A 20,778-nucleotide genomic window follows, 5' to 3' on the forward strand; every position below is an offset into this window, starting at 1 on the left:
GATTCCCGGTGTCCTCCTCCACCGACCTCGGCCGCCCCGACCCGGACCCGACGGTCGCCCCGACCCGGGACGGCCGCCCGGTCTCCGACCGCGGCGACACCGTCTGCGTCATCGGCGCCGGCGCCAGCGGCCTCACCGCCGTGAAGAACCTCCGCGAGGCCGGCTTCGGCGTGGACTGCTACGAGCGGGAGACCGGCGTCGGCGGGGCGTGGAACTGGCGGCACGACCGCAGCCCGGTGTACGCCAGCACGCACCTCATCTCGTCCCGGCCGTTCACCCAGTTCCCTGACTTCCCCATGCCGGACGACTGGCCGGACTACCCCCACCACGCCCAGCTGCTGTCCTACTTCGAGCGCTACGCCGACCACTTCGACCTGCGCCAGCACGTCTGGTTCGGCACCGAGGTGGTCCGGGTCGAGCCGGTCGAGGGGGACCGCTGGGACGTCACCACCCGCAGCACCGGCGGATACGGCCCGGAGCGCACCTCCCGGTACGCGGCCGTGGTGCTGGCCAACGGGCACAACTGGTCGCCGAAGCTGCCCCGCTACGAGGGGCTGGAGCAGTTCCGCGGCGAGGTCATGCACGCCTCGTCCTACAAGGACCCGGCCCAGCTGCGCGGCAAGCGGGTGCTGGTGGTCGGGGCCGGCAACACCGGCTGCGACATCGCGGTCGAGGCGGCCCAGCAGGCGTCCCGCTGCTGGCACGCCACCCGCCGCGGCTACTGGTACGCCCCGAAGTACGTCCTCGGCCGCCCCGCCGACCAGGTCAACGACACCCTGCTCGCGCTGCGGGTGCCGCTGCGGGTGCGGCAATGGCTCTACCACTGGACGCTGCGGCTGACCGTCGGCGACCTGACCCGGTTCGGCCTGCCCAAGCCCGACCACCGGGTCTACGAGACGCACCCGATCGCCAACAGCCAGCTCGTCTACTACGTCGGCCACGGGGAGATCACCCCGGTGCCGGACATCGCGCGGTTCAACGACCGCACCGTCGAGCTGACCGACGGCCGCGAGATCGACCCCGAGCTGGTCGTCTTCGCCACCGGCTACCTGCCGCGCTTCGAGTTCCTCGAGGGCAGGGTGCTCGGCGACGCGGACGGCTCCGGCCGGCCCCGGCTCTGGCTCAACGCGTTCACCGCCGGCCACCCCACCCTGGCCGTGGTCGGCCTGGTGCAGCCGGACTCCGGCATCTTCCCCATCTCGCACTGGCAGAGCGTGCTCTTCGCCCGGCTGCTCACCCTGCGCGCCACCCACCCGGACCGGGCCGCCGCGTTCGGCCGCCGGGTCGCCGCCGGCCTCGGCGAGCGGTACTCGGCGAAGGTCAAGGACAGCACCCGGCACTGGTTCGAGGTGGGGCACGCCGACTACCTGCGCGCGCTCCAGCGGGCGCTCCACGACCTGGAGGGCAAGTGACCAGCGAACGTGTCCGGGTGGTGCGAGGGTGGGAGTGGGCCCGTCCCGAGCGGCCGGCCCGCCGCGAGGTGCTCGCCGCGCTGCCCGAACTGGACCAGGCGAAACCGCCGCTGCTGTTCGTGCCCGGGTTCGGGCACGGGGCGTGGGCGTTCGCCGAGCACTGGCTGGGGCACGCCGCCGGCCGCGGCTTCCCGGCGTACGCGCTGAGCCTGCGCGGGCACGGCGGCAGCGAGCCGGCGCCGGAGGCGACGCTGCGGTCGTACACCCATGACGTGGTCCAGGCGGTGGCGGGCCTGCCCCGGCAGGCGGTGCTCGTGGGGCACGGCGCCGGCGCCCGGGTGGTCGCGCACGCCCTGGCCCGCTACCCGGCCCGGGCGGCGGTGCTGGTGGCGCCGGTGCTCGGCGGCTGGGGCACCTTCGGCACGGCGTTGCGCCGCAACCCCGCCGGCACCCTGCCCGCGGTGTTCGGCGCCGGCCTGCGGCTGAACCGCCGGCAGCTGTTCAGCCGGGAACTGCCCGACGCCGAGGCCCGCCGGCACGTCTCCCGGCTCGGCCGGGCCGGCCGCCGGGCGCAGTGGCAGCTGCTCACCGGGCGGCAGCCGGAGCCGGCGGTGGGGCGCCCGCCCGTGCTGGTGCTGGGCAGCCCCGACGACCGGGTGGTGCCGGCGGCGGCGCTGACCGGGGCGGCCCGCCGCTACGCCTCGGCCCCGCTGCTCTTCCCGGGGATGGGCCACGACCTGATGCTCGACGCCCGCTGGCGGGAGCCGATCGACGCGATCCTCGACTGGCTGGAGAAGGACCCGACCCCCGCCGTCGGCTGAGCGCCGGCGTCAGCGGCCCGTGGTGCGCCGGCCGGTCGGGGACGTGGTCTCCTCCAGCGCGCTCAGGTAGGACCCCGCCCAGGCGTGGATGTCGTTGCGGCCCAGGTGCTCCCGCATCGCCCGCATCCGGGCCGCCACGTCCTCCGGCGCGGCGCGCAGCGCGGCCAGCAGCGCCGCCTTCAGCCCGTCGAGGTCGTGCGGGTTGACCAGGTACGCCTCGGCCAGCTCGGCGGCCGCCCCGGCGAACTCGCTGAGCAGCAGCGCGCCGGTGCCGTCGACCCGGGCGGCCACGTACTCCTTGGCCACCAGGTTCATCCCGTCCCGCAGCGGGGTCACCGCCATCACGTCGGCGACCCGGTAGAGGGCGACCAGCTCGGTGCGGTCGAAGGGCTGGCTGAGGTAGTGGATCGCCGGCTCGCCGACCCGGCCGAACTCGCCGTTGATCCGGCCGACCTGGTGCTCCACCCGGTCGCGGAGGATCTGGTACTGGGCCACCCGGTCCCGGCTGGGCACCACCACCTGGACCAGCACGGTGTCGTGGACCTTGACGTCACCGCTGGCCAGCAGCTCGTGGTAGGCCTTGAGCCGCTGCTCGATGCCCTTCGTGTAGTCCATCCGGTCGACGCTCAGGATGACGCGCTCCGGGTCGCCGAGGTCCTGCCGCAGCCGCCGGGCGCGGTCGGCGACGTCGGGCCGGGCGGCGAGCGCGGACATCTCGGCGGTGTCGATGGAGACCGGGAAGGCGCCGATCCGCACCACCCGGTCGCCGACGCCGATCCGCCGGTCGGTGGCCGGCAGGTCGAGCACCTTCGTCGCGAGCTGGGCGAAGTTGTGCGCGGCCTGGGCCCGCTGGAAGCCGATGAGGTCGGCGCCGAGCATCCCGCGCAGCAGTTCAGCCCGGCGGGGGAGCTGCATGAACAGCTCCGGCGGCGGGAACGGCACGTGCAGGAAGAACCCGATCCGCAGGTCGGGGCGCAGGTCGCGGAGCAGCCCCGGCACGAGCTGGAGATGGTAGTCCTGCACCCAGACCAGCCCGCCGGGCTCGGCCGCCTCGGCGGCGGCCTCGGCGAACCGCTGGTTGACCCGCTGGTACGCCTCCCACCAGCGCCTGTGGTACTCGGGCTGCTCGACGGCGTCGTGGTAGAGCGGCCAGAGGGTGGCGTTGGCGAAGCCCTCGTAGTGGTCGCGGAAGTCGTCGCCGTCGAGCGGGACGGCGCGCATCCGGACCCCGTCCACGTCGGGCAGGTGCGGCGCCGGGCCGGTGCCCCCGGCCCAGCCCACCCAGGTCGCCGGGGTGTGCCGGAGCAGGGGGTGCAGGGCGTTCATCAGGCCGCCGGGGCTGCGGCGCCACTCGAAGGCGCCGTCCGGCGCCACACTGTCGTCGATGGGGAGGCGGTTGGCCACTACCACGAGGGGGCTCTGTCGCATCTCGGGCATTCCGATCTGCAGGGGACCGACCACCGGAGGAGGGGCCCAACCCGGACAGCCGGTGCGGGATGTGACGTACAGCGGTATTCCTACTGACAGTAAGTTACACCCCTGTTACATGACCGGCCGGGGCCGTGCGGTGTCCCGCCATCCGGGCGGGTCGGCGCCCGCTCCGGTCAGACCACCGCGCCGTCGTCCGGGTCGTGCTCGTCGGAGTCGCCGGGGCGCAGCCGCCAGATCAGCATCACGAAGCCGGCCAGGATGCCGGTGAAGCCGAACAGGGTCACCACCGACGGGTCGACCGTCGACAGCAGGGTGGGGGAGAGGAAGAGCAGGAAGCCCAGCACGATGCAGAGCACGCCGACCACCGCGTACTTCGAGAAGCGCGGCAGCGGGGGCGGCGGTGGCGGGGTGTAGTGCTCCTCGTCCCCGTCGCCGGGCAGGTCGGCGCCGAAGGTGTCCAGGCCGTCCAGGAGCGAGGGCTCGTCCTGCCGCCCCCGGCTCAGCGAGATGCCGGAGACGTCCGCGGCGTAGGGCAGCCGCCGCACGTCGGTGGCGGTGGGGCCGGCGGTCTCCTCGGCGCGGCCCGGAGCGCCGCCGCCCGGGGTGGCCGGGTCGACCGGGTCGTCCACCGGGTCGTCGACGTCCTCGGCGGCCGGCCAGGGGTGGCTGCCGGCGCTCGGCGCGGTGTGGAAGCCGGCCACGATCTTCGCCCACTCGGCCTCGATGTCCGGCTCGTCGTCGCGGGCCGGCTCGCGGCCCCCCTCGTCGCTGAGCTGGGTGAGGTAATCGCGGGCGGTGGTCAGGTGGGAGCGGTCGACGTAGAGCCGGTCGATCGGGCGGGACGGGACGGTGGTGGTGCGGGTCACCGGGTTGAGGTCGGCCGAGGGCTGGAGGTAGGCGGCGATGCCGCCGGCGGCGAGCACGTCGAGCAGGTGCTCCCCGACGCGCGGATCGACGTCGCCCGCGACCGCGTACTCGGCCGCGTCGAGCCCGTTGTCCCGCCGTCCCCGGCGGGGCCCGCCCCCTGACACCGGACACCCCCTTCGCCGCACCGTCGTGCCCTGAATCCTGACACGCCGGGACCCGGTTCCGGGAGTGCGTTGTGGCGTGCCGCTCCCTGTTCGTACGCTCTTCCCCGACAGTCCCGCTCGCCGACGGCGCCCCGGGCGCGGTCCCGGCGGCCCCCGCCGCACCCCGGCGACCGGCCCGTCACCGCTCCCGCCTGGAAGGACCCCGGTGCTGTACTGGCTGCTGAAGTACATCATCCTCGGCCCGCTGCTGAGGTTGATCTTCCGCCCGCAGGTCGAGGGGCTGGAGAACGTCCCGGAGTCCGGCCCGGTGATCCTGGCCAGCAACCACCTCTCCTTCTCGGACTCGATCTTCACCCCGCTGATCGTCAAGCGAAAAGTGACATTCATTGCGAAAGCCGAATATTTCACCGGTAAGGGTCTCAAGGGCTGGCTGACCAAGATGTTCTTCGTCGGCTCCGGCACCATCCCGGTCGACCGCTCCGGCGGCCGGGCCGCCCGCGCCGCCCTGGACACCCAGCTCAGGGTGCTGCGGTCCGGCGGCATCGCGGGCATCTACCCGGAGGGCACCCGCTCGCCCGACGGCCGGCTCTACCGGGGCAAGACCGGGGTGGCCCGACTCGCCCTGGAGAGCGGCGCCCCCGTGGTGCCGATGGCCATGCTCAACTCCGACGCGATCCAGCCCACCGGGCAGATCGTCCCCAACCTCGGCCGGGTGCGGATCCGCTTCGGCGCCCCGCTCGACTTCTCCCGCTACGCCGGGATGCCCGGCGACCGGTTCGTCGAGCGCGCCGTCACCGACGAGATCATGTACGAGCTGATGGAACTGTCCGGCCGCGAGTACGTCGACATGTACGCGCAGAAGGCGAAGGCCCAGCCCCGGCAGCCCGTACCCGCCTGACGTCAGCCGACCCCGGCGATCCGGAGCAGGCCGGCGGCGGCGTGCCGCTCGGCGAAGGCGCGCACCCCGGCGAGCGTCTCCGCCGCGGCCGCCGGATCCGCCTCGTTCAGCGGCCCCACCGCGAGGGCTGACGCGATGACGTGGTCGGTGAGGTCGGTCATCTCGGCGTAGCTCGCCGCCGCCGCGCCGAACAGGTCGGCCGCCCGCTTGGCGTCCCCGTCGCGCCGGGCCAGCGCCGCGTCGGCGGACCGGCCGGCCGCCCGCGCCCAGCGCGTCGTCCGTGGCGCGCGGGCCAGCAGGTCGCGGACCAGGAGCGCCGCCTCACCACCGAGCACCCCCGCCACGTGCCCGACCGCCGGCACCCACTCCGCGAACGGGATCATCCGGGTCCGCCGCCAGTCGGCGTCGAGTTCGGCGAGCAGCGCCAGCGCCTCGTCCCGGCGGCCCTGCACGGCCCGGCACAACGCGGCGTGCGCCACGGTGGACCGCAGCACTCGGTGGAAGCCGCTGCGCCGGGCCGCGACCAGCGCCTGGTCCACCAGGTCGGCGCCGTCGCCCTCCGTGCCGCCGTCGGGCGGCGCGTCGCCGAGCGCGCGGATCCAGCCGGACACCGCCACGATGTGCAGGTCCCACTCGTCGGTCGGCCGTCGGATCGACCCCTCGGCCATCCGTAACGCCGCCGTCCAGTCGCCGCTGTAGTACGACCGGGTCCACTGGTCGGCGAAGCTGACCGTCAGGCCGTGCTCGCCGCCCAGGTCCAGCGAGCTCTGCTCGTCGACCAGGCGAGCCGAACCGGTCAGGTCGCCCTCCTCCTGCAACGCCCAGGCCAGGTTGTGCACCGCGCGCCGGCGGCTGGTCAGCCGCTCCACCCGGCACTCCTCGGTCACCTCGGCCAGCTCGGCGTACGCCTCCTCGACACCGGCCTGGTAGCGCGCCACGGCCAGGGTGATCCGCGCGTTCGCCCGCGCCTCCCGCAGCTCCAGCCGCTCGGCCAGTTCGGCGGCGGCCCGGGCGGCGGCGCAGGCGGGCTCCGCCTCCGCGTCGAGCATGTGCGTCCGCGCCAGCTCCAGCAGCGCGCCGACCTTGTCCTCGCTGTCCGGCAGCCCGGCGTGCAGCCGGATCGCCCGGTCCAGGCAGCGTAGCGTCTCCGACCGGTCGGCCCGGGCCCAGGCCGCGGTGGCCAGCAGCCGCCACGCCTTCGCCGCGCCCGGCAGGTCGCCCGCCGCCGCCAGCCGGTCGGCCAGCGAGGTGAGCGTCTCCGTGCCGCCGCCCACCAGGAACCCGTCGCGGTCCCGGTAGAACGCCAGCTCCGCCTGGAACAGGTCCAGGGAGGGGTCCGGTCCGCAGTCGACCGCCAGCGCGCGGCCGACAAGCGTGGCCGCGGTGTCCAGGGCGTGCAGCGCGTACGCCCGGCGCGCGGCCCGGTGCAGCGCGGTCCGGGTGGCCACGGCGTACGGGGACGGGTCGAGTCCGACCGTGCGGGCGATCTCGTGCGCCGCCCACCGGTGGTTGGCCAGCACCTCGGCCAGGTCGTGCTGCCGGCCGTCGGCGAGCTGTTCCAGCCAGTCGGCGGTGCGCTGGTGCCGGGTGACCCGTTCCGCCCGGGGCAGCCGCTGGTAGCAGACGTCCCGGACCAGGATGTGCCGGAACCGGTACTCGGGCTGGCCCGGCATGGTCGAGGCGGGCAGCTCGTAGACGAGGTCGCGGCGCTGGAGGCGGTGCAGCGCCCGCTCCACCCACTCGGCCGGCCGGCCCAGGGCCAGGGCCACCGGCGCCGCCCAGAACTGCACGCCCACCACCGAGGCCGCCTGGAGCACCGCCCGGTCGGCCGGGTCGAGCAGGTCCAGCCGGTTGGCGATGACCGCCTGGACGGTACGCGGCATGCCCGACCCCCCGGCCGGATCCAGCGGCGGGAGGGTCGTCTTCCGCTCGACGAGCCCGCCGTCGAGCAGCATCCGCGCGTACTCCTGGGCGTACAGCGGGTTGCCGTCGGCGAACTCGATCAGCGGCCCGCGGGCCTCCTCCGGCAGGGTGGCGCGGCCGAGCAGCAGCGAGTAGAGGGTGTCGATGTCGCCGTCGTGCATGGGCGGCACCGAGATGGACATGGCGCCGCTGATGGTGCCCGTCCACGCCGGGTGCCGCTCGCGCAGCTCCGGGCGGGCGGTCGCGATCACCAGCAGCGGCACGTTGCGGGCGGCCGCGCCGAGCTGCTCGACGAAGGACAGCATGGTCTCGTCCGCCCAGTGCATGTCCTCGAAGACGAGCACCGTGGGGCCGGTCGCGGCCAGCGTGAGCAGGAACCGCCGCCAGGCCGCCTCGGTCTCGGCGGAGGTGAGCCGCTCGCCGGGCACGCCGACCAGGGGGCCCAGCGCCTCGGCCAGCCGCACCGCGTGCGGGTCGGCCAGCCGGCCCAGCCGGTCCCGCAGGCGCTCCCGCATGGCGGCCGGGTCGTCGGAGTCGGGCAGCCCCAGCCAGCTCCGGACGATGTCGGCCAGGGCGGCGTAGGTGACGTTCTCCCCGAACGGCGGGCAATGGCCGATCAGCCAGGTCACCCGCGCGCCGGGCAGGTTCGCCGCGTGCCGGGCCAGCTCGCGCAGCAGCCGGCTCTTGCCCACCCCCGCCGGGCCGAAGACGGTCAGCAGTTGCGAGGTGCGCTCGGTGACGGTGCGGTGCAGCGCGCTGACCAGCAGTCCCCGCTCGTGGTCCCGGTCGACCATCGGGGCCAGTTCGGCGGTGTGCCCGTCGCGGCGGGGGCGGGCGCGGACGGCCAGCCAGATCCGGCTCACCGCCGACCGCCCCCGCAGCGTGACGGGTGGCTGGTCGGCGTACTCCATCTCGTGCCGGGTGGCCGCCCAGGTGCTCTCGTCGACCACCACGCCGCCGGCGGGGGCGAGCCCCTGCAACCGGGACGCGGTGTTGACCACGTCACCGGTGACGAAAGCCTGGCCGCCGTCGCGGGCGGCGGCGAGGTCGACCAGGGCCTCACCGGTGGCGATGCCGACCCGGAAGCCGAGCGGCGGGTGCGGGCCGGTCGGCTGCCGGGCCAGGCTGCGTTGCAGCTCCAGCCCCGCCCGCACGCAGCGCAGCGCGTCGTTGTCCGTCGCCACGGGCGCCCCGAACAGCGCCATCACCGCGTCGCCGATGTACTTCTCCACGACGCCGCCGTACTGGTGCACCAGCCGGCGCACCGTCGCGAAGTACGCCTGCTGGAGCCCGCGGGCCTGCTCCGGGTCGGCCCGTTCGGCGTACGTCGTGAAGTCCACGATGTCGATGAAGAGCACGCTGACCTGCCGGCGGTCCTCCTGCACCGCGACGGCGTGGTCGCGCAACGGCTGCCCGCAGTTGGTGCAGAAGTTCGCCTCGGCGTTGTTGGCGTGACCGCAGCCCGGACAGGTCGCCGCGAGGGACCGGCCGCATCCGCCGCAGAAGCGGTCGTCCGGGCCGGCGGTCCGGGAGCAGTGTCCACAGGTGAGGTCGATGTCCAGCTCCGTACGCGTGAGATCCCCATCGTCCCGCGCGGCCGGGCAGTCGGGTACCCGACGGGTCGGCGGGACGTCAAGGCCGATCGGCCGGGTCTAGTCTTCCGTACCAGGAAGTTCCGTCGACAGGGAGAGTGCCGTGCACGTCCGACTGGCGGCCTCCTGGACCGATCCACGAGGGACGGTGTGGGCCTCGGGCGACACGGTCGACGTCGACGCCGTCACTCTCGCCGAACTGGAGGAAAAAGGCATGGTAGAGCAGCCCGTGGGCGCTGAGTCGACCAAGACCACGACGACCACCACGACCAAGGAGACCGACCCGCAGAAGATCGGTCCCGGCCCGAGCTCGCCGCCGGCCGACACCACGGAGAAGTGACCGCACGGTGGGGCCGGCGGTAGTCCCGCCGGCCCCGCCGACCCTCCACCGTGCGGCTCAGGCGACCGCCGCCACGGCGGGCCGCCGCCGCGCGCCGGCGCCGAGGGCGCGGGAGAGCAGGGGTACGACCAGCCCCAGCGTGGCCAGGATGCCGACCCCGGAGACGACCAGCAGCCAGCGGGGCCCGATCGCCCCGAGCAGCGAGGCCCCGGTGAGGTACGCGAGCACCTCGGCCGCGTACGGGAACATGTAGACCGTCCCGAAGACCACGCCCAGCCGTTCGGCCGGCACGTTCTGCTGGATCAGGGTGTCCGCCGCCACGTGGTGCCAACCGGCCCCCGCACCGGCCAGGGCCTGCCCGAGCAGGGCGACCCCGATCGCCGGGCTCACGCCGGTGGCCAGCGTCCCCACGCCGAGTGCGAGCAGCGCCGAATACAGCACCAGGTCCATCCTGGTGCGACGGCCGGTCCGGGTGAGCAGCGCCGGTCCGGCCACCATGCCGACGCCGTACGCGGTGCCGAGCAGGCCGATCATCACCTCGGTGGCCGCGAGCTCGCTCCGGGCCAGGGGCACCACCGCGAGGTTGTCCAGGGCCGCGAACGTCACCAGCACCAGGAACCCGATCGAGACCGCGCGGACCACGCCGCTGCCGCGTACGACCCGCAGCCCGGCGCCGAGCACCTGGCGGAACGGCTCGGTCCGGGATGCCGCCGGCGCCGACAGCGTCCGCACCCCGCCGATCAGCAGCGCGGACAGGACGAAGGTGGCCGCGTCGACGAGCAGCGTGGCGGTCAGCCCCACCGTGGCCAGGAGCAGGCCGCCGATGGCCGGGCCGGCCGCGAACCCGATGTTCATGCCGACCGCGAGTTGCGCGTTGGCTGCCGGCAGCCGGTCGGGCTCGACGAGCCGGGGCAGCAGGCTGCGACCGGCCGGGGTGAAGGCGGTGGCCGCCACGGTGGCGGCCGTGACGGCCGCGAGCAGCACCGGCAGCGGCGGCATGACCAGCGCCACGGCCAGGTAGAGCAGCGCCTGGGCGACGTCGCAGCAGACGATCAGCCGGCGCTGGTCGAACCGGTCGGCGAGCGCGCCGAGCAGCGGCCCGAGCAGTCGCGGCGCGGTGGTGGCCAGCAGCAGCAGGGCGACGGCCGTTCCCCCGTACGCGTCGTAGGCCGCGATCAGCAGCGCGGTACGGGCGAGCTGGTCGCCGGCGTACGAGACCAGGCGCGCCGACCAGTAACGACGAAAGGCGATATTGCCGCGGATCAGTGACATGCCCGTCAACTCCTCGCTCCGGCAGATCTGTCCGGTGGGGCCCCGCGCGGGGGCGTGCCGGACAACGCTGGCAGTGAGCGTCGACGAAGGACAACGGCCCTTCGGGCAGTGATTAGTGTATATATGTCTATTTTGTACCGATCGTCCCTCCCGTAGCGTCGGTGCTGCGCCAGCAACCGACACGACAACCAGGGAGGCACGATGTCCACCTCGACGAACGCCAACGCCGACACGACGACCGGCTGGGCCGGACCGGGTTACTGGGTGGGTCCGGGTTTCTGGGCCGGTCCCGGCCGCGGGTGGGCCGGCCCGACCCGTCGCTGGGCTGGTCCCGGCTACTGGGCGGGTCCGACCCGCTGAACCGCATCGCGGTCACGCCGGCTGCCGAGGCAGCCGGCGCAGCCGTGCGTGGGGACGGGACGCCACCGGGACGCGGACGTCCGCGCGGCCCGGCGGTCGGGTCGGGTCGGGTCAGCGTGGTCCGGCGGTCGGGTCGGCCGGTCAGCGGTCGTTCATGCCGGCGCGGCGGCGCAGCGCGGCCACGTCGGTGACCACGATCCGGCGCCCCTCGGTGCGCAGCCAGCCCCGGCTGGCGAAGGAGCCGATGGCCTGGTTGACGCTCTGCCGCGAGCCGCCGGCCATCTCGGCGAGCTGGCTCTGGTTGAGCTCGATGGTGATCATCGGGGCCTGGCTCTCGCCGGCCAGCCGGACCAGCGTCTTGGCCACCCGGCCGGGCAGGTCGAGGAAGACGTGGTCCGCGTTCTGCTCGGTGAGCCGGCGGATCAGCTGGCCGAGGGAGCGCATCACCGCGTCGAGGATGCGCGGGTTGGAGTGCACCAGCTCCATGAAGGCCGGCCGGGACAGCGCCAGCGCGGCGCAGTCCTCGATTGCCTCGGCCGACGCCGACCGGGTCGAGGCGTCCAGCAGGGAGACCTCGCCCAGCACGTCCGGCGGTCGGATGACCGACAGCACGGCGCGCTCGCCGGTGGGGGCCGTGCGGAAGACCGCCACCGCGCCGCGGCGCAGCACGATCAGCGACTCGCCGGGGTCGTTCTCGACGAAGAGCAACTGACCCTTGCGGTACGTGCGCGGCACGGCCGCGGCGATGACCCGCTGCCGCACCTCCGGCTCCAGCCCGGCGAACATCTCCACGCCCGTGAGCGCGTCACCCGGCTCCGGCAGGCGCATCTCCACGGCCCAACCCCTCCCCGGTCAAGGACCACAGCTCGCACACCGGGTGAACCTGTCAACCCCGGCACGAGGCATCTCAACCGGTTCGGCGTCCGGTAGCGGTACACATCAGATCATGACGGCCCGGTCGCGTGCTGTACACCCCTGGAGACACTTCCGTGACCGTCGTCCAGCTGGGGCGGCGGGCCGCCGACCTCGGCGGACGCCCCGGCGACCGGCGGCCGGCGGCGGTGGGCGAGGATGGTGGGGATGGCCTACCGCTACTTCTACGACTGTGAGTTCATCGAGGACGGCCGGATCGTCGACCTGGTGTCGATCGGCGTCGTCGATGAGTACGGCCGCGAGTTCTACGCGGTCTCCACCGAGTTCGACGACTCCCGGGCGGTGCCCTGGGTGCGCCGCAACGTGCTGGACAAGCTCCCCTCGCCGGCCGACCGGGCCTGGCGCTCCCGGGAGCGGATCCGCGACGACCTCTACGAGTTCCTCATGGCGCCGGTCCGGGACCGGCCCGGCGAGCAGCTGGAGCTCTGGGCCTGGTACGCGGCCTACGACCACGTGGTGCTGGCCCAGCTCTGGGGGGCGATGCCGGCGCTGCCCCGGGAGATCCCGCGGTTCACCAAGGAACTGCGCCAGCTCTGGGACGACCGGGGCCGGCCGCGGCTGCCGGAGGCCGAGGCGGGCCGGCACGACGCGCTGGTCGACGCCCGGCACAACCTGGCCCGCTGGCGGGCCATGACCATCCGGTGAGCTGTCGACAGGTTTGACCGGTTCTGTCCCGGGCACGGTTCGACATCGAGTCGATCCGAGGGAGGGCCGCATGGACAAGCAGCCGACCGACGCCGAGGATGGCCGCCGCCGGGTCACCGAGCTGATCCGGGACGCGCGCATCTGCCTGCTGACCACCACCGCCGTCGACGGGCGGCTGGTCAGCCGCCCGATGGGGCTCCAGGAGGCGGAGTTCGACGGCGACCTCTGGTTCTTCGCGTACGCGGACTCGGCGAAGGTCCGCCAGATCCGGGTCAACCCCCAGGTCAACGTGGGTTTCGCCGACCAGCGGCACCACGCCTGGGTGTCGGTGGCCGGCACCGCCGCCGAGGAGTGGGACCGGGCCCGGGCCGAGCGGCTCTGGCACCCGCTGCTGAAGACCTGGTTCCCGGACGGGCTGGACACCCAGGGCCTCACGTTGATCAAGGTGCACGCCGGCTCGGCCGAGTACTGGGACGCGCCGGGCAGCACGGTGGTGAACCTGCTCGGCTTCGCCCGGGCGGCGGTCACCGGGCAGCCGCCGAAGGCGGGGGAGAACCACGAGGTCAGCTACTGACCGGTAGCCGGTCCGGGGCTCGGGACGGGCCGGGGCGCGGTGTCGGCGGGCCCGCACGCCGACTACAGTGCGCACTGACGGCCCGCCCCGGGCCGGCAACGGCGCCGATGGTCTGATCTGACACATATCCTGGGGCTTATTCCGGGCTTCACCTGATGCTCCAGGAGGATGAGCAGATCATGCGTATCGGCGTGCTCACCGGCGGCGGCGACTGCCCAGGTCTCAATGCGGTGATTCGGGCGGTGGTCCGCAAGGGCGTCGCCACCTACGGTCACGAGTTCGTGGGCTTCCGGGACGGCTGGAAGGGCCCGCTGGAGGGCCTGTCCAAGCCGCTGGGCATCGCGGATGTGCGCGGCATCCTGCCTCGTGGCGGCACCATCCTCGGCTCGTCCCGGACCAACCCGTTCAAGATCGACGGCGGCGTGGAGCGGATCAAGGACAACCTGGCCGCGCAGGGCGTGGACGCGCTGATCGCGATCGGCGGCGAGGACACCCTCGGCGTCGCCACCAAGCTGCACGAGCTGGGCGTCCACGTCATCGGCGTGCCGAAGACGATCGACAACGACCTCGGCGCCACCGACTACACCTTCGGCTTCGACACCGCCGTGAACATCGCCATGGAGGCGATCGACCGGCTGCACACCACCGCGGAGAGCCACCACCGCACCCTGGTCGTCGAGGTGATGGGCCGGCACGCCGGCTGGATCGCCCTGCACGCGGGCCTCGCCGGCGGCGCCAACGTGATCCTGCTGCCGGAGCGGCAGTTCGACGTCGAGCAGGTCGCCGGCTACGTCGAGAAGCGCTTCCAGCACCAGTACGCCCCGATCGTCGTGGTCGCCGAGGGCGCCCAGCCGCTGGACGGCCAGATGGTGCTGCACAACCAGGAGCTCGACGCGTTCGGCCACGTCCGCCTCGGCGGCATCGGCCAGTGGCTCGCCGAGCAGCTGGAGGCGAAGACCGGCAAGGAGGCCCGCACCGTGGTGCTCGGCCACATCCAGCGCGGCGGCACCCCGACCGCGTTCGACCGGGTGCTCGCCACCCGGCTCGGCCTGCACGCGATCGACGCGGCGAACGAGGGCGACTGGGGCAAGATGGTCGCGATGCAGAGCACGGACATCGTCCGCGTCCCCCTCGCCGAGGCCACCCGGGAGCTGAAGACCGTGCCGCTGGAGCGGTACGCCGAGGCCGAGGTCTTCTTCGGCAGCTGACCGACGGCGGGCGGCGCGGCGGGTCCTCCGACGGGCCCGCCGCGCCGCACCTCCACCGAGAGGGGTACGGCTCATGGCACCCGAGGTGCACACGGTCGCGGTGATCGGCGCGGGCAAGATCGGCGAGCTGATGCTCTCCGGGCTGCTCCGCTCCGGCTGGCCGGTCGAGCGGCTGATCGCCACCGCCCGGCGGCCCGCCCGCGCCGAGGAACTGACCGCCCGGTACGGCGTCCGGGTGGTGGACAACCTCACCGCGGTGGACGAGGCCGAGGTGCTCGCCGTCTCGGTCAAGCCGCAGGACGCGGCCGCGCTGCTGGACGAGATCGGGCCCAAGGTGCCCGCCGACAAGCTGGTCATCTCGCTCTGCGCCGGCCTGCCGACCGCCTTCTTCAACCGCCGGCTGCCCGAGGGCACCCCGGTGGTCCGGGTCATGACCAACACCCCGGCCCTCGTCGACGAGGCGATGAGCGCCATCTCGCCCGGCGCGCACGCCACCGGCGCGCACCTGGCGCTGGCCGAGGAGATGTTCAAGCCGCTCGGCGCCACCCTCCGGGTGCCCGAGTCCCAGCAGGACGCAGTGACCGCCCTGTCCGGCTCCGGCCCGGCCTACTTCTACCTGCTGGTCGAGGCAATGATCGACGCGGGCATCCTGCTCGGCCTGCCGCGCCAGGTGGCGCACGAGCTGATCGTGCAGACCGCCATCGGCTCGGCCGTGATGCTGCGCGACTCCGGCGAGCACCCGGTGAAGCTCCGCGAGGCGGTCACCTCGCCGGCCGGCACCACCATCTCCGCCATCCGCGAGTTGGAGAACCACGGCGTCCGCGCGGCCATGCTGGCGGCCCTCGAAGCGGCCCGCGACCGGGCCCGGGAACTCGCCGCCCAGGCCGACTGAGCCGCCCCACCCAGCTCGGAGGGGAAGGTGCCCCATACTGGCGCGGTGTTCACTCTCGCCCAGGCGCGACACCTGGTGGCCACCCTGCGGCCGCGCGTCGACGAGCTGATCCGGCACCGCGCCGACCTCGCCGAACTCCGGATCGACCTGGCCGACCACGGGGCCAGCGCCCTCGGTGGGCTGGCCGAGGTGAAGGCCCTGGAGGCCCGGCTGCACGCCGTCGTGGAGGAGTTCCACCAGCACGGCATCCAGGTCAAGGGGATCGCCCCGGTGCTGCTCGACTTCCCCGGCGAGCGGGACGGCCGGGCGGTGCTCTGGTGCTGGCTGGAGGGCGACACCGACGTCCGCTGGTACCACCGGGTGGAGTGCGGCTTCGCCGGCCGCCGCCCGGTCTGAACCGCCGGGAGCCGGCCGGCGGCCGGTGGGACCGTCAGAACCGGCCACGGGCCGGTGTGAGCCGCCAGAGCCGGCCACGGGCCGGTGTGAGCCGCCAGAGCCGGCCGGCGCCCGGTGTGGGCGTCAGCCGAGGGTGGCCAGCACGGCCGGCGCGACGTTGCCGCCGCTGAGCACCAGGACGGTCCGCTCGCCGGGCGCCACCTCGACCAGCCCCGCCCGCAGCGCCGCCAGGGTGACCGCGGCGGCCGGCTCGACCAGCAGCTTCGTGGCCTCGACGAGGTCCGCCCAGGCGGGCAGGATGGCCGCCTCCGGCACCTCCACGACCGCGTCGACCAGCGCCCGGACGTGCGCCAGGGTGTGCCGCCCGGCGAACGGGGCGGCCAGGCCGTCGGCGACCGAGGCCGGGCGGCCCGGCAGGGTGTGCGTCCCGGTCCGCAGCGCGTGTGACATGGCGTTGGCCCCGTCCGGCTCCACCCCGACGATCCGGGTCGTCGGTGATGCCGCCCGGACGGCCGCGGCGATCCCGCTGATCAGCCCGCCGCCGCCCACCGGCACGAGCACGAGGTCGGGGCGCGGGCCGTCGGCCAGGATCTCGCGCCCCACGGTGGCCTGACCGGCGATCACGTCCGGATCGTCGAAGGGCGCGAGCAGGTGGAAGCCGCGCTCCGCCGCGACCGCCTCGGCGGTGGCCAGCAGGTCGTCGGTGAGCACCGCCTCGGCGCCGAGCCGGCGGACCGTGGCCAGCTTGGCGGGCACCGCGTGCGGCGGCATGCAGACCACGGCGGGCAGCCCGGACGCGCGGGCCACGTGGGCCACCGCGATCGCGTGGTTGCCGGCGGAGAACGCCACCAGCCCGGCCGGCGTGCCGGCGCGCTCGGAGTGGGCGAGCAGCGCGTTCGTCGCGCCGCGGACCTTGAAGCTGCCGGTGTGCTGGAGGTTCTCGGCCTTCACGGCCACCCGCAGGCCCAGATCGGCGCCGAGGACCGGCGCGTCCAGCAGCGGCGTGCGGACCACCCGGCCGTCGAGCCGCTTCCCGGCCGCCGTGATGTCGTCCCCGGTGATCAACCGCACCCGGCGAGCCTAGCCCATCCGCCGCTGGCGAAAACCTTCATAAACGGATACGCCGCCGTCAACGATTTGTAGCAATAAGGGTCTATGGGCGACCGGCGCAAATTGTTGATCTTCCGCAGGCATCCAATCTATTGATATCTATCTCCCACCACCACTTCCCACCCCCAGGAGTGCGACGTGCGGAGATCCCGTCTTGCCACCCTCGCCCTGACCCTGGCCGCCTCGCTCGGCGTCACGCTGACGCTGGGCGCCGCCCCCGCCCAGGCGGCCGCCACCGACCGCTACGTCGCTCTCGGCGACTCGTACGCCTCCGGCGTCGGCGCCGACAGCTACACCTCCGAGAGCGGGTCCTGCCTGCGCAGCACCAACGCCTACCCGGCGCTCTACAACACCAACATCAGGCCCGCCTCGTACCGCTCGGTCGCCTGCTCCGGCGCGACCACCACGGACGTCATCAACAACCAGCTCTCCGCGCTCTCCTCGACCACCACGCTGGTCAGCGTGACGATCGGCGGCAACGACGTCGGCTTCGCCAGCATCATGAGCACCTGCGTGCTCCAAGGCGAGACCCAGTGCGTGGCCGCCGTCCAGGCCGCCGAGGACAAGGCCCGCACCCAGCTGCCCGGCAAGCTGGCCAACGTCTACAACGGCATCAGGAGCCGGGCCCCCTCGGCCCGGGTCGTGGTGGTCGGCTACCCGGTCTTCTACCAGCTCGGCACCATCTGCGTCGGGCTCAGCGCCACCTCGCGGGCCAAGATCAACGAGGGGATCAACCTGGTCGACGACATCACCCGCACGGCCGCCACCTCGGCCGGCTTCACGTTCGCCGACGTCCGGTCGATCTTCGTCGGCCACCAGCTGTGCAGCTACGGCGAGAAGTGGCTGCACGCGTTGAACTACCTGAACCTCACCGTCTCCTACCACCCGACGGCCGCGGGGCAGTCCGGCGGCTACTACCCGGTCTTCCGCTCCGCCGCGGGCTGATCCGGCACGGTCACACGTCCGGGGCGGGCCACGGCCCGTCCCGGACACCCGTCGTTGTCGCACCCCGCGGCTAACCTGCGGTCTGGTCGAAGTGGACCGGGGAGCGGAGGACCGATGGGGACCTGGGCGGCGGGGCCGTTCGACAACGACACGGCGGCGGACTGGTCCGGCGACCTCGACGACGCCGTGCCCGAGGAGCGCCCGGCCCTCGTGGAGCGGGCCCTGCGGACGGTCCTCGACGAACCGGACCACCTCGACTCGGACCTCGGCGTCGAGGCGGTGGCCGCGGCCGCGGTGGTCGTGGCCCACCTGCCCGGCGCGTTCCCCGTCGACTCGCCCTACGCGCCGGACTTCCTGACCGCCGGCGCCCGGCTCGACCTGCCCGAGCGGCTGCGACCGCTGGCCGTGCGCGCGCTGGACCGGGTGGTCGCCGACGACTCCGAGCTGGCCGAGCTGTGGGCCGAGGCGGGGGAGCCGAACGAGTTCCTGGCCGAGGTGGCCCGGCTCCGGGCCGCCCTCACCGCGCCGGTCTGAGCGCCCCGGCGGCCCTCAGGCCGCCGTCACCGCGCCGGTTTGAGCGCCCCGGCGGCCCTCAGGCCGGCAGCACCTTCTCGACGGTGGCGCGCAGCTCGGGGGAGTCCGGGGTCACCGTCGGGGCGAACCGGGCGGCCACCGTGCCGTCCGGCGCGACGAGGAACTTCTCGAAGTTCCACCGCACGTCGCCGGTGTGCCCCTCGGCGTCCGGGGTGGACACCAGCTCGGCGTAGAGCGGGTGCCGGTGCGGCCCGTTGACGTCGACCTTCTCGGTCAGCGGGAACGTCACGCCGTAGTTGACCTGGCAGAAATCCTCGATCTCCGCGGCCGTGCCGGGCTCCTGGCCGGCGAACTGGTTGCACGGCACACCCAGCACGGTCAGGCCGCGGTCCGCGTACTCGTCGGCGAGGGCCTGGAGGCCGGCGTACTGCGGGGTGAGGCCGCACCGGGAGGCGACGTTGACCACCAGCAGGGCGCGGCCGCGGTAGCGCCCGAGGTCGGCCGAGCCGCCGGCGAGGGCGTCGATCTGCACGTCGAAAACGGTCATGGCACGAGGCTACGGCGTTGACCGTCCCGTCCGGCGGCGGACCCAACGAATCGATGCATCTACATCTTGACGAAGTGGTGACGCGTGAGTAGCGTCTCAGCATCCAATCTGGAAAGTTTCCTAACTGTTTGGGGAGACGCCGTATGAAGAGATCGCTCCGCCGGGCCCTCTGGGCCACCGGCGCCGTGGTCGCGCTCGCGGTCGCGGCGGTGCCGATGACGACCGCCTCCGCCGCGGGCAGCGTCACCGCCACGTTCACGAAGGTGCAGGACTGGGGGACCGGTCACGAGGCGAAGGTGACCGTCACCAACGGCACCAGCGCCAGCGTGGACTCCTGGCGCATCGAGTTCGACCTGCCCGCGGGCACCACCATCAGCAGCTTCTGGGACGCCGACGTCACCAGCAGCGGGAACCACTACGTGGCGGTCAAGAAGAGCTGGGCCGGCCCGCTCGCCGCGGGCGCCAGCTTCAGCTGGGGCTACAACGGCACCGGGGCGTACAAGGCGCCGCTGAACTGCACGGTCAACGGCGCGTCCTGCTCCGGCGGCGGCACCACCCCCACGACGGCCCCGCCGACCACGACCCCGCCGCCGACGACCGCCCCGCCCACCACCGCCCCGCCGACGACCACCCCGCCGCCGACGACGCCGCCGCCCACCACGACCCCGCCGAGCGGGGGCAAGAAGGTGGTCGGCTACTTCACCGAGTGGGGCGTCTACGGCCGCAACTACCACGTGAAGAACGTGCACACCAGCGGGTCGGCCGCCAAGCTCACCCACCTGCTGTACGCCTTCGGCAACACCACCGGCGGGCGGTGCAGCATCGGCGACAGCTACGCCGACTACGACAAGGCGTACACCGCGGCGGACAGCGTCGACGGCGTGGCCGACACCTGGGACCAGCCGCTGCGGGGCAACTTCAACCAGCTTCGCAAGCTGAAGAAGATGTACCCGAACCTCAAGGTGATCTGGTCCTTCGGTGGCTGGACCTGGTCGGCCGGCTTCACCCAGGCCGCGCAGAACCCGGCCGCGTTCGCCGACTCCTGCTACTCGCTGATCAAGGACCCGCGCTGGGCGGACGTCTTCGACGGCATCGACATCGACTGGGAGTACCCGAACGCCTGCGGCCTCCAGTGCGACACCAGCGGCCCGAACGCCTTCAAGAACGTGATCAGCGCGCTGCGGAGCAAGTTCGGCTCCAGCTTCCTGGTCACCGCGGCGATCACGGCGGACGGCAGCACCGGCGGCAAGATCGACGCGACCGACTACGCCGGCGCGGCGCCGAACCTCAACTGGCTGATGCCGATGACGTACGACTACTTCGGCGCCTGGGCGGCCCAGGGCCCGACCGCCCCGCACTCGCCGCTCACCTCGTACACCGGCATCCCGCAGCAGGGCTTCTGGTCCGACGCGGCGATCCAGAAGCTCAAGTCCAAGGGCGTCCCGTCCGACAAGCTCCTGCTCGGCATCGGCTTCTACGGCCGCGGCTGGACCGGCGTGACCCAGACGGCACCCGGCGGCACCGCCACCGGCCCGGCGCCCGGCACCTACGAGCAGGGCATCGAGGACTACAAGGTGCTCAAGAACACCTGCCCGGCCACCGGCACGATCGCCGGCACCGCCTACGCCAAGTGCGGCAGCAACTGGTGGAGCTACGACACCCCGGCGACCATCGGCGGCAAGATGACCTACGCGAAGAACCAGGGCCTCGGTGGCGCGTTCTTCTGGGAGCTCTCCGGTGACACCAGCAACGGTGAGCTGATCGGCGCCATCAAGGGCGGTCTCGGCTGAGCCGAGGGCCGACGCACCACCCACCCGGCGGGGAGGGGCCGCACCGGCCCCTCCCCGCACGGTGTCCGTTCCGGCGCTGATGCCGACCCGCATCGCGCGCCGTGCTGGCCGGCCGGGGGCGGTC

The 20,778-nt window shown here is 73.7% G+C and carries 19 protein-coding genes; 12 read left to right on the forward strand and 7 right to left on the reverse strand.

Annotated features, from left to right (window positions below; translation table 11 throughout):
• Window positions 1-8: 8 nt before the first annotated feature.
• Entirely contained in the window at window positions 9-1,412 is a 1,404-nt protein-coding gene (locus tag NLX85_RS22545; RefSeq protein ID WP_254338225.1) for an NAD(P)/FAD-dependent oxidoreductase, read from the forward strand.
• The gene (locus NLX85_RS22550) at window positions 1,409-2,233 is read left to right on the forward strand and encodes an alpha/beta hydrolase (RefSeq protein WP_254338227.1); all 825 of its coding nucleotides are present in this window, start codon (window positions 1,409-1,411) and stop codon (window positions 2,231-2,233) included. The genes NLX85_RS22545 and NLX85_RS22550 overlap by 4 nt, the downstream gene beginning before the upstream one ends.
• Window positions 2,234-2,242: 9 nt before the next feature.
• On the opposite strand, the gene NLX85_RS22555 is transcribed toward NLX85_RS22550, so the two are convergent.
• Together NLX85_RS22555 and NLX85_RS22560 are read right to left on the reverse strand one after the other, a co-directional pair.
• Window positions 2,243-3,661, reverse strand: coding sequence for a trehalose-6-phosphate synthase (locus tag NLX85_RS22555; RefSeq protein ID WP_254338229.1), 1,419 nt, complete (start codon window positions 3,659-3,661; stop codon window positions 2,243-2,245).
• Window positions 3,662-3,837: 176 nt separating this feature from the next.
• Window positions 3,838-4,695 (reverse strand): DUF308 domain-containing protein, encoded by an 858-nt coding sequence (locus NLX85_RS22560; RefSeq protein ID WP_254338231.1) that lies wholly within the window; start codon window positions 4,693-4,695, stop codon window positions 3,838-3,840.
• A 205-nt stretch (window positions 4,696-4,900) separates the two neighbouring features.
• Here NLX85_RS22560 and NLX85_RS22565 point away from each other — a divergent pair, with 205 nt between their 5' ends.
• The gene (locus tag NLX85_RS22565; protein WP_254338233.1) at window positions 4,901-5,593 is read left to right on the forward strand and encodes a 1-acyl-sn-glycerol-3-phosphate acyltransferase; all 693 of its coding nucleotides are present in this window, start codon (window positions 4,901-4,903) and stop codon (window positions 5,591-5,593) included.
• Between the two features lie 2 nt (window positions 5,594-5,595).
• Here the strand turns inward: NLX85_RS22565 and NLX85_RS22570 are convergent, their stop codons facing one another.
• Window positions 5,596-9,159 (reverse strand): AAA family ATPase, encoded by a 3,564-nt coding sequence (locus tag NLX85_RS22570; RefSeq protein WP_374628313.1) that lies wholly within the window; start codon window positions 9,157-9,159, stop codon window positions 5,596-5,598.
• Between the two features lie 52 nt (window positions 9,160-9,211).
• On the opposite strand from NLX85_RS22570, the gene NLX85_RS22575 reads away from it, so the two are divergent.
• Window positions 9,212-9,448 carry a hypothetical protein gene (locus NLX85_RS22575; protein WP_091320164.1) on the forward strand — a complete coding sequence of 79 codons (237 nt, stop codon included), beginning with the start codon at window positions 9,212-9,214 and terminating at the stop codon, window positions 9,446-9,448.
• Between the two features lie 57 nt (window positions 9,449-9,505).
• On the opposite strand, the gene NLX85_RS22580 is transcribed toward NLX85_RS22575, so the two are convergent.
• Window positions 9,506-10,720, reverse strand: coding sequence for an MFS transporter (locus tag NLX85_RS22580; protein WP_254338235.1), 1,215 nt, complete (start codon window positions 10,718-10,720; stop codon window positions 9,506-9,508).
• Between the two features lie 501 nt (window positions 10,721-11,221).
• A complete protein-coding gene (locus NLX85_RS22585) occupies window positions 11,222-11,914 on the reverse strand; it encodes a Crp/Fnr family transcriptional regulator (RefSeq protein WP_091268212.1) in 693 nt (230 codons plus the stop codon).
• A 246-nt stretch (window positions 11,915-12,160) separates the two neighbouring features.
• On the opposite strand from NLX85_RS22585, the gene NLX85_RS22590 reads away from it, so the two are divergent.
• The 5 genes from NLX85_RS22590 to NLX85_RS22610 all read left to right on the forward strand — a co-directional run bounded on the left by NLX85_RS22590 (window position 12,161) and on the right by NLX85_RS22610 (window position 15,728).
• On the forward strand, window positions 12,161-12,658 hold the full coding sequence (locus tag NLX85_RS22590; protein ID WP_254338237.1) for a polyadenylate-specific 3'-exoribonuclease AS: 498 nt from the start codon (window positions 12,161-12,163) through the stop codon (window positions 12,656-12,658).
• Window positions 12,659-12,728: 70 nt separating this feature from the next.
• Complete coding sequence (locus NLX85_RS22595) at window positions 12,729-13,232, forward strand: pyridoxamine 5'-phosphate oxidase family protein (protein ID WP_254338239.1); 504 nt, start codon at window positions 12,729-12,731, stop codon at window positions 13,230-13,232.
• Window positions 13,233-13,411: 179 nt separating this feature from the next.
• Window positions 13,412-14,440 carry a 6-phosphofructokinase gene (locus NLX85_RS22600; RefSeq protein WP_107076612.1) on the forward strand — a complete coding sequence of 343 codons (1,029 nt, stop codon included), beginning with the start codon at window positions 13,412-13,414 and terminating at the stop codon, window positions 14,438-14,440.
• Window positions 14,441-14,513: 73 nt separating this feature from the next.
• Window positions 14,514-15,332, forward strand: coding sequence for a pyrroline-5-carboxylate reductase (gene proC, locus NLX85_RS22605; RefSeq protein ID WP_254338241.1), 819 nt, complete (start codon window positions 14,514-14,516; stop codon window positions 15,330-15,332).
• 45 nt (window positions 15,333-15,377) lie between these two features.
• Complete coding sequence (locus NLX85_RS22610) at window positions 15,378-15,728, forward strand: DUF2203 domain-containing protein (protein ID WP_254338243.1); 351 nt, start codon at window positions 15,378-15,380, stop codon at window positions 15,726-15,728.
• 123 nt (window positions 15,729-15,851) lie between these two features.
• Here NLX85_RS22610 and NLX85_RS22615 read toward each other — a convergent pair whose 3' ends face one another.
• A complete protein-coding gene (locus tag NLX85_RS22615; protein WP_254338245.1) occupies window positions 15,852-16,799 on the reverse strand; it encodes a threonine/serine dehydratase in 948 nt (315 codons plus the stop codon).
• A 177-nt stretch (window positions 16,800-16,976) separates the two neighbouring features.
• Here NLX85_RS22615 and NLX85_RS22620 point away from each other — a divergent pair, with 177 nt between their 5' ends.
• Both NLX85_RS22620 and NLX85_RS22625 read left to right on the forward strand, forming a co-directional pair.
• Complete coding sequence (locus NLX85_RS22620; protein ID WP_254338246.1) at window positions 16,977-17,783, forward strand: SGNH/GDSL hydrolase family protein; 807 nt, start codon at window positions 16,977-16,979, stop codon at window positions 17,781-17,783.
• A gap of 114 nt (window positions 17,784-17,897) precedes the next feature.
• Window positions 17,898-18,317, forward strand: a complete 420-nt coding sequence (locus tag NLX85_RS22625) for a DUF4259 domain-containing protein (RefSeq protein ID WP_254338248.1) — start codon at window positions 17,898-17,900, stop codon at window positions 18,315-18,317.
• Between the two features lie 58 nt (window positions 18,318-18,375).
• Here NLX85_RS22625 and NLX85_RS22630 read toward each other — a convergent pair whose 3' ends face one another.
• Window positions 18,376-18,864, reverse strand: a complete 489-nt coding sequence (locus NLX85_RS22630) for a glutathione peroxidase (RefSeq protein ID WP_254338250.1) — start codon at window positions 18,862-18,864, stop codon at window positions 18,376-18,378.
• 143 nt (window positions 18,865-19,007) lie between these two features.
• Between NLX85_RS22630 and NLX85_RS22635 the strand changes: the two genes are divergently transcribed.
• Window positions 19,008-20,654: a glycosyl hydrolase family 18 protein gene (locus NLX85_RS22635; protein WP_254338252.1), complete on the forward strand. Its 1,647-nt coding sequence runs from the start codon at window positions 19,008-19,010 to the stop codon at window positions 20,652-20,654.
• The last annotated feature ends 124 nt before the right edge of the window (window positions 20,655-20,778 follow it).

The sequence above is a fragment of the Micromonospora sp. A3M-1-15 genome (assembly GCF_024213425.1).
GTDB classification, from domain to species: Bacteria; Actinomycetota; Actinomycetes; order Mycobacteriales; family Micromonosporaceae; genus Micromonospora; species Micromonospora chersina.

Coding starts and splice junctions, on each gene's coding strand:
- NLX85_RS22600 (WP_107076612.1), top strand. CDS start 13,412: ATGCGTATCGGCGTGCTCACCGGCGGCGGCGACTGCCCAGGTCTCAAT.
- NLX85_RS22555 (WP_254338229.1), bottom strand. CDS start 3,661: ATGCGACAGAGCCCCCTCGTGGTAGTGGCCAACCGCCTCCCCATCGAC.
- NLX85_RS22590 (WP_254338237.1), top strand. CDS start 12,161: ATGGCCTACCGCTACTTCTACGACTGTGAGTTCATCGAGGACGGCCGG.
- NLX85_RS22580 (WP_254338235.1), bottom strand. CDS start 10,720: ATGTCACTGATCCGCGGCAATATCGCCTTTCGTCGTTACTGGTCGGCG.
- NLX85_RS22595 (WP_254338239.1), top strand. CDS start 12,729: ATGGACAAGCAGCCGACCGACGCCGAGGATGGCCGCCGCCGGGTCACC.
- NLX85_RS22635 (WP_254338252.1), top strand. CDS start 19,008: ATGAAGAGATCGCTCCGCCGGGCCCTCTGGGCCACCGGCGCCGTGGTC.
- proC (WP_254338241.1), top strand. CDS start 14,514: ATGGCACCCGAGGTGCACACGGTCGCGGTGATCGGCGCGGGCAAGATC.
- NLX85_RS22630 (WP_254338250.1), bottom strand. CDS start 18,864: ATGACCGTTTTCGACGTGCAGATCGACGCCCTCGCCGGCGGCTCGGCC.
- NLX85_RS22625 (WP_254338248.1), top strand. CDS start 17,898: ATGGGGACCTGGGCGGCGGGGCCGTTCGACAACGACACGGCGGCGGAC.